11 protein-coding genes are annotated in these 12,064 nt (G+C 50.5%); 9 read left to right on the forward strand and 2 right to left on the reverse strand.

Annotation, left to right across the window (positions count from 1 at the left end; all coding sequences use genetic code 11):
• Nucleotides 1-452: 452 nt before the first annotated feature.
• From CFK45_RS18055 to CFK45_RS18070, 4 genes are all read left to right on the forward strand, one after another.
• A complete protein-coding gene (locus CFK45_RS18055; RefSeq protein ID WP_096087861.1) occupies nucleotides 453-2,936 on the forward strand; it encodes an arylsulfatase in 2,484 nt (827 codons plus the stop codon).
• 255 nt (nucleotides 2,937-3,191) lie between these two features.
• Entirely contained in the window at nucleotides 3,192-3,578 is a 387-nt protein-coding gene (locus CFK45_RS18060; protein WP_096087851.1) for a hypothetical protein, read from the forward strand.
• A 391-nt stretch (nucleotides 3,579-3,969) separates the two neighbouring features.
• Nucleotides 3,970-4,335: a MerR family transcriptional regulator gene (locus CFK45_RS18065; RefSeq protein WP_096087852.1), complete on the forward strand. Its 366-nt coding sequence runs from the start codon at nucleotides 3,970-3,972 to the stop codon at nucleotides 4,333-4,335.
• Between the two features lie 52 nt (nucleotides 4,336-4,387).
• Nucleotides 4,388-4,684 (forward strand): putative quinol monooxygenase, encoded by a 297-nt coding sequence (locus CFK45_RS18070; RefSeq protein ID WP_096087853.1) that lies wholly within the window; start codon nucleotides 4,388-4,390, stop codon nucleotides 4,682-4,684.
• A 45-nt stretch (nucleotides 4,685-4,729) separates the two neighbouring features.
• On the opposite strand, the gene CFK45_RS18075 is transcribed toward CFK45_RS18070, so the two are convergent.
• The gene (locus CFK45_RS18075; RefSeq protein WP_096087854.1) at nucleotides 4,730-5,593 is read right to left on the reverse strand and encodes an NAD(P)-dependent oxidoreductase; all 864 of its coding nucleotides are present in this window, start codon (nucleotides 5,591-5,593) and stop codon (nucleotides 4,730-4,732) included.
• 141 nt (nucleotides 5,594-5,734) lie between these two features.
• Between CFK45_RS18075 and CFK45_RS18080 the strand changes: the two genes are divergently transcribed.
• A complete protein-coding gene (locus CFK45_RS18080) occupies nucleotides 5,735-6,676 on the forward strand; it encodes a LysR family transcriptional regulator (RefSeq protein ID WP_096087855.1) in 942 nt (313 codons plus the stop codon).
• On the opposite strand, the gene CFK45_RS18085 is transcribed toward CFK45_RS18080, so the two are convergent.
• Nucleotides 6,666-7,553, reverse strand: coding sequence for a LysR substrate-binding domain-containing protein (locus tag CFK45_RS18085; RefSeq protein WP_096087856.1), 888 nt, complete (start codon nucleotides 7,551-7,553; stop codon nucleotides 6,666-6,668). The two genes, CFK45_RS18080 and CFK45_RS18085, sit on opposite strands and share 11 nt — an antisense overlap.
• Before the next feature lie 139 nt (nucleotides 7,554-7,692).
• On the opposite strand from CFK45_RS18085, the gene CFK45_RS18090 reads away from it, so the two are divergent.
• The 4 genes from CFK45_RS18090 (at nucleotide 7,693) to CFK45_RS18105 (ending at nucleotide 11,997) form a co-directional block, all read left to right on the forward strand.
• Complete coding sequence (locus CFK45_RS18090) at nucleotides 7,693-9,213, forward strand: DUF3360 family protein (protein WP_096087857.1); 1,521 nt, start codon at nucleotides 7,693-7,695, stop codon at nucleotides 9,211-9,213.
• Between the two features lie 17 nt (nucleotides 9,214-9,230).
• Nucleotides 9,231-9,485: a hypothetical protein gene (locus CFK45_RS18095; protein ID WP_096087858.1), complete on the forward strand. Its 255-nt coding sequence runs from the start codon at nucleotides 9,231-9,233 to the stop codon at nucleotides 9,483-9,485.
• A 454-nt stretch (nucleotides 9,486-9,939) separates the two neighbouring features.
• Nucleotides 9,940-10,716, forward strand: a complete 777-nt coding sequence (locus CFK45_RS18100) for a phytanoyl-CoA dioxygenase family protein (RefSeq protein WP_096087859.1) — start codon at nucleotides 9,940-9,942, stop codon at nucleotides 10,714-10,716.
• Nucleotides 10,717-11,088: 372 nt separating this feature from the next.
• Entirely contained in the window at nucleotides 11,089-11,997 is a 909-nt protein-coding gene (locus CFK45_RS18105; protein WP_096087860.1) for an NHL repeat-containing protein, read from the forward strand.
• The last annotated feature ends 67 nt before the right edge of the window (nucleotides 11,998-12,064 follow it).

Raw genomic sequence — 12,064 nt, forward strand, 5'->3', positions numbered from 1 at the left:
AAACTGCGCTTCAAACGCCTTGAGAGCAGAATGAGGGGCGCAACAGAGTGCATTTAATTAGTGTTAACAGGCCCTAGCAGAGTCAGCAGACAACTAAGCGCTGCATCTAATTTGTTCTTACAGGCTTTAGTATTAATAGGCACTAGTATTAACAGACTCTGGGCTATGAACCAACTTAGATGATAAGCCTGTCGCTCTGTTCATTATTTTCATGGCAACACATCTCATAGAGCGCCTTAATTTAAGGCACTTGTTTTAAGCCGCGCCAATTTTTTGTGTGAATCTTGCTTAGCGCTGGCAATCGCAAAGATTCTTTGGAATGATCGTTACGTATACATAGGCGCCGCTGTTGTTATTTTGCTGTTTTGTCGCGAATCAAAGCAGCCAAAACCACCTTACTTTTTAGCTGTGTTGAGCGCCTAGTACCGCATTACTCTCACATGGAAGAAAAAATGAAACCTTATCTGCTAGCCGCTGCTTGTATCGTCGGTCTCAGTTTTAGTTTGGCTGCCTGCGAAAAAGAAAAAGCAAAACTTGCCGTAGAGGAAGTTGAACTTGCCGAGAACACGGAATTAACTTCAGACGATGCGTTGATAACGCCCGCTGAAAAAGCCAAAAAAGAGTTTAAAGGCACTATCGACATCGATATCCGCAAATCGAAAGCAGATTGGGAGCCGTATATGCCCAAGGTGGCGCCGAGTGACGCGCCCAATGTTTTGATTGTTTTGTACGACGATACGGGTATGGCCGCGTGGTCGCCCTATGGCGGCGCGATTAATATGCCAACGCTCGATAAAATTGCCGCTAACGGCCTGACTTATACCCAGTTTCATACAACCGCGCTGTGTTCGCCGACCCGCTCGACGCTGTTGACCGGGCGCAACCATCACATTAACGGCTTTGCTTCTATCTCTGAAGGCACCAACGGTTTCCCCGGTCAGCACGGTCGTATTCCCGAGCAAACCGCAACCATGGCTGAAATACTTCAAGAAAATGGCTGGAGCACGTTTTGGGTTGGTAAAAATCACAACCTGCCAGAGACCGACGTTGCCGAAGGCGCCAGCCGCAAGCAGTGGCCGCTGCAGCAGGGCTTTGATCGCTTTTACGGGTTTTTGGGCGGCGAGACCAATAACTGGTACCCCGACTTAGTGGAAGACAACCATTTTATTGATCAGCCCTATATGCCCGAAGACGGTTATCACTTAAGTAAAGACCTTGCCGATCAAGCGATAAAAATGGTTCGCAACCAAAAAGCGTCGAACCCAAGCAAACCCTGGTTTCTTTGGTTTAATCCCGGCGCCAATCACGCTCCTCACCACAGCCCCAAAGATTACGCCGACAAATACAAAGGTGTGTTTGACGATGGTTACGAGGCCTATCGTGGCTGGGTATTGGAGCGTATGAAAAAGCGGGGCATTGTGCCTGAGACAACTAAGCTGACGCCGCTTAACCCGATGCCCAAAGATATGGCTGACCCCGCCGATGCTGTGCGCCCGTGGAACAGCTTAAGTGCCGATGAGAAAAAACTTTTCAGCCGTATGGCAGAGGTCTACGCAGGCTTTTCCGAATACACCGATGCCCAGGTTGGGCGCATGGTTGATTACTTAGAAAAAAGCGGCCAGCTGGAGAATACGATTATTTTGTATGCCGCTGATAACGGCGCATCCGGTGAAGGTACACCTAATGGCTCGGTAAACGAAAATAAATTCTTTAATGGTTGGCCGGACAAAATGGAAGAAAATATGAAGTATCTGGATGTGCTCGGAGGCCCCGATACTTATAACCACTACCCCACCGGTTGGGCTGCGGCATTTTCATCGCCTTTTCAAATGTTTAAGCGCTATTCACAGTTTGCAGGTGGCACTGGTGACCCGCTTGTGATTTCTTGGCCAAAGGGCATCAAAGCGCGCGGTGAATTGCGCCACCAATATCACCACAGTGTTGATATTGTGCCGACCATACTTGAACTAACCGGGCTAGAGATGCCGCAAGTGTTCCGCGGGGTGCCTCAGTATCCGCTTTCCGGTGTATCTATGGCCTATAGTTTTGACGCCAAACCCGATGCGAAAACGCAAAAGAAAGTTCAGTACTACACCATGTTTGGCACCCGAGGTATCTGGAAAGACGGTTGGAAAGCGGCGAGCTTGCACGCCCCGTTTGGCAAGGGGAATTTTGAAAACGACAAGTGGGAGCTCTACCACGTAGAAGTCGATCGCTCGGAATCCACTAACCTCGCCGATAAATACCCCGACAAACTCGAAGAATTAAAAAAAGAGTGGTTTAAACAGGCCGAAGAAAATCTTGTCTTACCGCTGGATGACCGCCCGCCAATTGAACAACTTACTACTTTCCGGCCGTCGTCTGAAAAACCGCGCGACCGCCATATTTACTACCCCGATACCGCACCAGTGCCGGAAGGGGTTGCCGCCAATGTTCGCGGCCGCTCATATAAAATCTTGGCGAACGTTGAAATAAGCAAAGACAGTGAGGGGGTTATTTTTGCCCACGGTTCGCGCTTTGGTGGCCACACCCTGTTTATTAAAGACGGCCATCTGAACTATGTGTATAACTTCCTTGGCATAAGCCCAGAGCAAAAGTTCACAGCAAAAGAAAAACTAAAGCCCGGAAAATACACCTTGGGCATGGAGTTTATTCGTGAGTCTAAAGGTCAGTACGGCGAATCTATAGGTAAAACCAAACTTTATATTAACGACAAGGTGGTTGCCGAAGGGCCGATGCGCACTCAACCGGGCAAGTTTACCCTTTCCGGCGACGGTCTGTGTGTTGGTTATGACAGCGGCGACGCCGTCAGTGATGAATACAAGGCTCCCGGGCGCTTTGTTGGCGGGGCGATCGACGCGGTTGCTGTCACTGTTGAGGGCAAAGCCTATACCGACCTTGAACAGGAAGCCCGGCGTTTAATGATGAAACACTAGAGCCCAGTTTTGGCTTGCAAGTTTCACCATCTACAGAGCGCATTTGATTAAGCCAGCCCGGCTTGAGTTAAGTCGGGTCTATCTATTCTGCGCGCTATTGGCTGCGTGTTATAGCCTCTCGCCAAAGTGGCCACCGCGACGTTGTTGCAGTGGCCACTTTGTTCTACTTTTATCTGTAAGCTTTTGGTCAAATTGCTCGCCCAGTGCTAGCCAGCTATTGCTAGTGATAAAGGTAGGGCTAGATAGGGGTAGATAGTGATTAATCATGGTGCTTACACCATCGAGGTGCACAACAATGTTATTGCTGTGCGCCTTTTTGCCGAGTGGAATGTAGAGACATCTCAAAGCATGTGTAAGGAGTTTTTACAGCATGCCCAACAAATTTCCTCCGCGCCGTGGGCTTGTTTAGTTGACTTGCGCCAATGGGGCCTGGGCGGCCCTGAAGTTTGGCAGCCGATACTTGAAGTTAATCACTGGTGTGCCAAAAGTAATCAAAAAATGGAAGCCGTCGTCTGCTCAAAAATAATCCAGGAATATATCTTAAGAGAGCTGCAAAAAGCGCTGCCGGATACGGAGTCGGCATTTTTTGACAACGAGGGTGATGCCCTCTTGTGGTTAGCTGATCACGGTTACAAATTTTAAGTTCGCTGGCTGATCGTTCGGGCTCTTAGGCTGGGTGAGAATAATTCGACGACAATAATCCTGGCTTTATTTGAAGCTGCCGAGAACAAGCGCACAACTGTGGTTATTAATGTTGACGCAAGTATCCCGATATTGTTTATTTAACGTCTGGCTTCAAAGGGTATTGAAGTGCAGCCAGTTGATCATCAGCTGGCTTGGTCTATCTATTTAAACGACCCAGATGCTAAACCAAGTAAATTACGCAATGCGAATACAAGCTATTTAGTGGCAGTTATTTCAACGTTGTTATTTTACCAAATGTCATATTTCGGGGTTTAGTAAAAATGCATATGAGTTCAGGCTAATGGGCTCAGGGCATATGGGTTTAAGCTATGGATTTAGGGAGGGTTCAGTGTATATATCTGAAGTTTCAAAACAAAGTGGCTTGTCAATTCACACATTAAGATATTACGAGAAAGAAGGCCTGTTAACGGAAGTTTCTCGTGATGTCTCTGGTCGGCGTGTTTATTCAAACAACGATCTTATCTGGCTGAGCTGGATTCAGCGTCTAAAAACAACCGGTATGAAACTCGACGATATCAAGCAATTTTCAGCGTTGAGAAAAATTGGTGATTCGAGTATTTCTGATAGAAAAGACATGCTTATTCATCACGCGCAAAAACTAAAGGCCGATATTCAGCGCTTGGAAGATGAGCTTGAAGTAGTGGAATACAAGGTCAGTGCCTATGCGGAAAAAGAGCACAGCCTATTGACCTAGAGTTAACTCTAGTTTGTAGCATGGCTGCTCATTTATTGGAGGAGCTATTGTTATGTTTGATTCTGGCTATTTTATTACCGCGGAATTGCGCGTAAAAGATCAGGCGCAAATTGTCAATGCAAAATCGGCGTTAGTTACACTGTGTCAAAAAACCTTAACAGAGCCTGGCTGCAGCCTTTTTAGCTTGCACCAGTGTGAGCAAGATCCCGCTCGCTTTTTGTTGTGGGAACGCTTTGATGACGAGGCGGCTTTTAAACAACATTTTGAAGAAACACATACAAAAGACTACATCCGTTTAGATTTGACCGATATTGTTCAGCACTTCCAGTCCAATATTGTTAGCATTTGAAGCTGTTTTAAGCTTAGCCTCAAGCGCGAGGCTAAGCCCTGCCTTTTATTCTTCGGCAATTGAAAACAATTTTGCCACCGCATTAATATTTAGATTCTCCATGCCCTGCTCTGCAGCCTGCTTGAAATACTCGCGGGTGATTTCTAATAGCGGAGTTTTTTGCGCAGCAAGTGCCCGGGCGTAGTCGAGATCTTTGTTCACCAATTCGATTGCAAACATCGGCGCAAATTTTTTGTTCAATATGGCTGTACCCGTGGCGGCAGCGGCCGGGCTTAACAGTGGTGTGGCGCGCAGTAACTCCAGGGCCCGGGCAGGATCCAGGCCGCTGTCTTTGGCGAGGCTCAAAAGCTCGGCGCTGGCAAGTACTTGAATTGCAAAACAACTGTTGGCCAGTAGTTTTAATTTGGCGGCGTTGGCAGCGGTGACGCAGTTGTGCTGTGCGCTCGAGAACTGGGCAAGCAGCGGTGTTATCTGCTCCAGGGCGTGTGCGTCGCCGCCGGCAAGCACAATTAACTGTCCGGCTTCGGCTTGCGGGCGTGAACCGAGCACCGGGGCGTGTACAAATAATACCCCGCGCTGCTTGCACTGTTGCTGCAGCTGCTCGATGCGCTTGGGGCTCAGAGTTGAACATTCGACCGCGATGCTGCCCGGCTGCATCGCCGCCAGTGCGCCTTCGCTGGGGCAATTCCACGTCTGGTGCGAAGCGTTGTCGTCGCGCAGCATGCTGAAAACAACACTGGCGCCGTTTGCTGCAGCTTGTGGTCTTGCTGCCAGCTCGAGCTTTGCGCCGCTGATTTGCACGGTTTTGTCGCTGCGCTGCCACAAGTTGAGTTGATGGCCTGCATCGGCGAGTTTTTGTGCCATGCGCGAACCCATGGCGCCGAGACCTAAAAAAGCGAGTTTAGTCATAGTTACTGCCTTGAACTTTAGTGAGTTTGGAATCTAAGTGAGTTGTCAGCGTAATTACGGTTGGAGCTGCAATAAATATTGTCTTTTGAATGATATTCATGCGAAATATGCATGAATGCGGCGACTTGAGTTTTTTACTAAATGGATACGCAGTTACTGAGCTTGTTTGTAGAAGTTGCTCGCTGCGGCAGTTTTGCCGAAGTTGCGCGCCGGCGCAGGCTTGACCCATCGTCGGTATCGAGGGCAATTAAGAATTTGGAGACTGAGCTTGCGCTGCGCCTGTTTCAGCGCAGCACCAGGCGCTTATCGCTCAGCGACGCCGGCCGCGATTACCTAAATAGAGTTGAACCGCTGTTAGAAGAGTTGCAGCAGGCGGCCGACCAGGCGCGTGAGCGCGGCGCCGAACCGCGCGGCAAGGTGCGTATCGGCAGCTCCACGGCTTTTGGCCAGCAGTGTATTTTACCGCTGCTTAAAGCCTTTCGTTTACAGCATGCGCAGATCGAGCTCGAACTGCTGTTATCAGACAGCGTTGTCGACCCACTGGCTGAAGCCTTGGACCTGAGCCTGCGTCTATCGCCAAATTTTGATTCGTCGCTGGTCGGTATCAAGTTATTTGATGTGCGCTACCGGCTCTGTGCCAGCCCCGATTGGCTGGCGTCGAACCAGCCACCTGCCGAGCCGGAGGCACTGCTCGATATCGACTGCCTGAATCTCAGTCACGCCGATTTTAGTTCCGGCTGGAGCTATCGATCGGCCGCGGGTGCAGAGCAGCAACTGCCGGTGCGCGGTTCTCTGTTGTTATCTAGCCCCCTGGCCCTGCGTGAAGCTGCCCTGCTTGGCTTGGGGCCGGCGCTGCTTGCCGACTGGTTGGTGGAGCACGATATCCGCCACGGGCGTCTGTTGCCGTTGCTCGAGCACTGCGAGTTCAGCGCGCAAAACTTTGACACAGCCGCGTGGCTGCTCTATCCCTCGCGCACTTATGTGCCGGCCAAAACACGCCTGTGTATCGAGTTCTTTAAACAGGCCTTGCAGTCAGGCCCCGGCAATGTATGCATAAGCAAAACTGATAGTGCTAATCAGTAATCTTCAGGGCGGTTTTTATGATTGCCGAGCGGTTGGAGTTTTCGGCTTCCTGGCGCCGCCAGATAAAGCTGATATCGCGCTTCATGGTCAGTTCGGGCACGTTCAGCTTTTTGATGCGACCGCTGTCGAGCCAGGACTGAACCAGGCGCTTGCTCAGGCAACTTAAATAGGTGCCTTCGGCGACAAGTTCAAGAATGATATTGGTCTGCTCGTATTCGCGGTGCACTTTAATTTGCTCGAGGTGCTCGTGCATGTGGGTATCAAATATTTCCCGCGTGCCGGCGCCGTGCTCGCGCAGAATCCACTGAGCCATGTCGAGCTGGGCAAAACTACAGCGCTCTTGCAAAGCGTAGGGGTGATTGGCGCCGGCGATAACTACCAGCTCGTCCTGGCACCAGGTCTGCCGGGTAATATCTTCGTTGTCACAATGACCTTCTATAATGCCTAGATCGTAGCGGTAATCGAGAAGGCCCTCGATGACATGCTCGGTATTTTCTACTTCAGCGCGCAGTTTCAGGCGGGGAAAGTGGTGGTCCAGTTCGGCAATTAGGTGAGGCAGCATGTGCTCAGCCGGGGTTTGGCTGCAGCCTATGCGCAATTCACCGCTGACCAGATCCATATCTTTCATGCCCTGTTCGATGGTGGCGCAGTTTTCGAGTAGAGCGTGGGCGTGGGGCCGCAGCCAAACGCCCCAGTTTGTTAATTCCATGCGCCGCCCCTGGCGGAGAAATAACTCGTTGCCGAGTTGGGTTTCGAGCTGAGCTAGAGCCATGCTCGCTGCACTTTGGCTCATATGCAGCCGTTTTGCGGCTTCTGAAACGCTTTCCAATTCAGCTACGAGCTGAAAAATCTGTATTTGTTTCAGGCTGAATTTCATATCAATTTTCCTGATGCATTGAATTAACAATATTGGTTTGTTTTATCTTTTTATATGAGTAACCCTTTAAAACAACTTTGGCAAGGGCAAGTTTTTCGGAGCCGCCCAACAGCCTCTGGAGTTTTACTGGGAGAAAAAAATGACTGAGACCCTGGACGCATCTGCGCCAGCTTTAGACAACGGTTTAGACAAAAGCGTGAATAAAAACAACGTTGAGCAAAGCGAATACCAAAAATTGCACCGCCCTGCGAGCGAGTTTGAAAGCCGCAGTGCTTATCTTGATCACGAGCTGCAGATCATGAACCCGCGCCGCTGGCGCCTAAACTTGCCCGGCCGCGACTTCCGCTTTGAGTGGGAAGACTTGGTACCTGCACTTGCGGGCACTATTGGCATCACCGTGATGTTCAGCGCGGTGATGTCTGCGTACGCTCGCGCCTACGGCCTCGATCAGGCTTTTGTGATTGAAAACGTGCGTGTGGAATTATTAATTTCAGCGATATTTTTTGTGATTTTGACGTCGGGATTTTTAAATCCCCGCGCCAACCTGGCAGGTAACCACGGGCCGATGATTCCGCTTATCGGCATGATTGCTGCGTCAGGAGGCCACCCTTTGGCATTGGGCATAATGATAGCGATCCTGGGCCTGGCTCTCAGCCTGAGTAGAGGCGGGTCCCGTTTGGTGAGTTTGAGTTCGCACGGTGTGTCAGGTGGTCTCTTGATTTATTTGGGCGCAGTTGGGGTCATTGCCCAGCTGCGCATGTTTCAGGATTGGGCCGTCGCCAATGGCAGTGGCCCGGTGTTTATGGTGATTCTGAGCGCGACAATTTTTGTCTACGCCTGGTTGGCAAAAGTCGGCAAGCGCTGGTTGGCGATTCCCCTGTGTTCTGGGCTGGCCCTAGTGCTGGCGCTATTGATGGGTGCGCCGTTTGAGTTCAGCACCAGCCCGGGTTTGCCGAGTCTCGACCCAAGTTATTGGTGGGGTGAAGATACAGGCTGGAAACTCGGCTTGCCGACTATCGATCATTTTGTTGCGGTTACCCCGTTTGCGATTCTTGCGGTGGCTATGTGGTCGCCGGATTTTCTCGGTCATCGTGTTTTCCAGCAGTTGAACTATCCCAGTGGTTCAAATCGTGTACTGATGGATGTAGACGATACGATGACAGCCTGCTCGCTCCGACAGGCCTTAGCCTCGGTTATAGGCGGCGGCAACGTCACCTCTAGCTGGGGCACTTTTATGATTCCGAGCGCTATTGCCAAGCGCCCTATTCCGGCCGGCGCCATCCTTTGCGGGCTGTTCTGTATTGCCCTGGCTATCTCAGGTTATCCAATGGATTTAACCGTGTGGCAACCGGTGATGTGTATCGCCCTTCTGGTTGGGGTGTTTATGCCACTGTTGGAAGCGGGCATTCAGATGGTGAAAGATACTCGTGGCGCGGAAACTGCAGGTATTTGCATACTTTCATCGGCGGTGGTGAACCCCGTTTTTGGCTGGGCTCTGACCATGCTGTTGGATAACAACGGTTTGATTGGCGATGGCGAGAGACGCCGCAGCTTGAGTGCTTTAGATCGTATTATTATTCCCGGAGCGACACTGGTGGTAAGCTTAGTTGCTATGGCTTGGGTGGGTATGTTGCCGGGTATTCCCAGTATCGCTGACTAACTCGTAAGGAGGCAGCAATGGACCTTGGCTCTGCAGTATTGGTACTAATGTTGGTTATGTATCTCGGTGTAGATAAGGCTTCGCGCAGGCAGTTAATGCGCGTGGCCTTGGAGCTGTTTTATTTGCCGAGCCGGGTTGAAAGCTATTGTTTGTTGCCGGTAGAGCAGCGGCGCGCGCAGCCCTTTAAACACTGCCCGCGCTGCAGCCAGTTAATTCGCAGCAGCGATTGTATTTGCAACGCCTGCAAACACGAAATTTCGCTCGGTGCGTAAGGCCGGTTTTTCCGGGCCGGCTCTCTTTATGGCTGCTGTTTAAGACAGCAGTAATACTATCTCTAGCGCTTTAATTGACGGATCAATTAAACATTAATAGCGCTGACAAAATCGGCGAGCATATACAGCATATAAGCGCTGAAGCCTGCAAAAATTGTTAAGCTGCGCACGGTACTGGCAATGATATTCTGTTCCATCTCTGTTCTCTTCGTCTGAACGACCATATGTGCATACATTACCCCGCGCCCCTTAGAGGCGGCATAGGTTGAAGGCCTGAAGCCGACCAACGGTTTTGCAACTTAAGTTTGTCTTTACGCGCCACAGCAAATCATTTTATTTATTGAGTTCATACTTAAATCTCTTTTTCATATAGGCAACATTTCTCTTGCGTTTTGATTCGTATCAAGGAAAATGCGCGCCAAATTAATCAGTCCAGTATTAAGAGCATTGGTCTATGAGCAAAATAGAACTCTCTGCCGAGCAGTTGGCAGACTTTGAACGCGACGGTTATGTCATCGCTCGCGGTTATTTCAACCAAGACGAAATCGCCAAGTTGCAGGAAAAGGCCTTCAACGACCCGCGCCTGCACAGCGACGCCTGGCACAAGAAAGACGCCGAAGGCACCGTATCCAAAGTGTGCCTGTGGCAAGAGACTGGCGACGACCTTTATTCAATGTTCAGCCGCAGTCGCCGCTTGGTTGACAGTGTTGAGAAAATTATCGGTGAAGAGTGTTATCACACCAGCACCAAAATGATGATGAAAGAGCCAAAAGTCGGTGGCGCCTGGGAATGGCATCAAGATTTTGGATACTGGCATCACGATAATTTGATGCTTTATCCCAAGGCCGTAAGTTGCATGATTGCGGTCAACCAGGCGACGGAAGAAAACGGTTGTCTGCAGGTGCTTAAAGGTTCCCACAAGCTCGGGCGCCTCGACCACGGCCGCACGGGCGACCAAAAAGGTGCCGAGATGCAATTTGTTGAAGAGGCGATGAAGTACCTCGACTTGGTTTACGTTGAGCTTGAGCCGGGCGACACTTTGTTTTTCCACTGCAACCTGCTGCACAAGAGCAACGCCAACCGCAGTGACCACCCGCGCTGGTGCATGATCTCCGCGTTTAACGCGATGACCAATCAGCCTTTCCGCGACAACGAAGCCAAGTACTACCCGCTGAATCGTGTAGATGACGATGCTATCCTGAATTGGACTGAAGAAACTGCGCAAGCTTAAGTTTCATATGCCGCTTGGCTAATAGTGCCTTTGTTCCGCCCGCTCAAGCCAAGTGCCTGTTCGGGCCGCACAAGTACATCCATGTAGCTGCCCCGGGGCATCCTGCCCCAGAAGCCCCGCCCAGGCACTTGGCTTGAGCGGGCTGGCAGTGTTCCAACTTCAACTATTATGCTTTCGTTTTAGAATAGTGTCAGGACAAGCTAATCCTCTGAACAAACAATTAATACATGACGAGAGTGTCGGAATGAACTAGTGAGACCATCTGCGCCATGGATGGCGCGGTTGAGCCCCCACGGAAGGGTTCACGGCGAGTCTCAACAGTTTATTCCGGCACTCTGAGCACCCAACTTTAATGCTACTCGAGCACTGCTAATGACCCAGCCTGCTTATAAAACTCAAAACGCTCCAAAGCCTGTTAAAGGCCAAGACCCCCACGGCATGATTGTCGGTCAGGGAGATTTCCAGTATCGCGTCGACACCCAATGGGGTCGCCTCGACAAGAACAAATACCCGGTGGAAAACTGCCACGACCTTGTTATCGATAGCCAAGGCCGTGTGATCCTTTTAACCGACGAAGTTAAAAATAACTTTATCGTTTACAGCAAAGACGGCGAGTTACTCGACGCTTGGGGCAGCGAATACCCCGGCGCGCACAGTATCGAAATTGTGAATGAGAACGGCGAAGAATTTTTATACGTTGTCGACCACGGCTGGGTGATGAATCGCAACTGGGATGGTGTCAGCACCGAAGCCTGGGACAGCCCAACAAATAAGGTATTCCCTCAGCAGGGTTTTGTTGCCAAGCTGACTTTAGATGGCCGCCTTGTTTATACCATCGGTCATCCGGTCACTATCGGCATTTACGAGCCCGGCATGCCCTTCCGCCCCTCCGACATTACCGTTGCGCCAAATGGCGATATCTATGTGACCGACGGTTACGGTTCCGACTTTGTTATTCAATACGACTGCCACGGCCGTTATATCCGCCACTGGGGTGGGCAGAACAACAGTGACGAAAACTATAATCTCGTCAATACCCACGGCATCGGCGTCGACCTGCGAAATGCGGATAAACCCGAATTATTGGTTAGCTCGCGCTGGCAGCAATGTCTGAAGCGTTTTGACCTCGAAGGTAAGTACCTCGGCCAAATCGCTACGCCGGGCGCTTATATCCACGGGCCGGTTTTTGAAGGCGAGCACTTCTTTGCGCCGGTGTGCTGGTCGCATATCGACGACAAAAATGCCGACGACAGTGGTTTTATTTCCGTCTTTAACAAGTGACTGTGGTTCCAAGTCAACATAATTCTGTTAATTTCTGTTTATTCACGCCATTGATTCGTCCCAGTGA

It is taken from the genome of Agaribacterium haliotis, from assembly GCF_002312815.1.
GTDB lineage: Bacteria > Pseudomonadota > Gammaproteobacteria > Pseudomonadales > Cellvibrionaceae > Agaribacterium > Agaribacterium haliotis.

What these genes read in the sequence shown, in the direction of transcription:
- CFK45_RS18055 (WP_096087861.1), top strand. Translation starts at nt 453, where the DNA reads ATGAAACCTTATCTGCTAGCCGCTGCTTGTATCGTCGGTCTCAGTTTT.
- CFK45_RS18070 (WP_096087853.1), top strand. Translation starts at nt 4,388, where the DNA reads ATGTTTGATTCTGGCTATTTTATTACCGCGGAATTGCGCGTAAAAGAT.
- CFK45_RS18075 (WP_096087854.1), bottom strand. Translation starts at nt 5,593, where the DNA reads ATGACTAAACTCGCTTTTTTAGGTCTCGGCGCCATGGGTTCGCGCATG.
- CFK45_RS18080 (WP_096087855.1), top strand. Translation starts at nt 5,735, where the DNA reads ATGGATACGCAGTTACTGAGCTTGTTTGTAGAAGTTGCTCGCTGCGGC.
- CFK45_RS18085 (WP_096087856.1), bottom strand. Translation starts at nt 7,553, where the DNA reads ATGAAATTCAGCCTGAAACAAATACAGATTTTTCAGCTCGTAGCTGAA.
- CFK45_RS18090 (WP_096087857.1), top strand. Translation starts at nt 7,693, where the DNA reads ATGACTGAGACCCTGGACGCATCTGCGCCAGCTTTAGACAACGGTTTA.
- CFK45_RS18095 (WP_096087858.1), top strand. Translation starts at nt 9,231, where the DNA reads ATGGACCTTGGCTCTGCAGTATTGGTACTAATGTTGGTTATGTATCTC.
- CFK45_RS18100 (WP_096087859.1), top strand. Translation starts at nt 9,940, where the DNA reads ATGAGCAAAATAGAACTCTCTGCCGAGCAGTTGGCAGACTTTGAACGC.
- CFK45_RS18105 (WP_096087860.1), top strand. Translation starts at nt 11,089, where the DNA reads ATGACCCAGCCTGCTTATAAAACTCAAAACGCTCCAAAGCCTGTTAAA.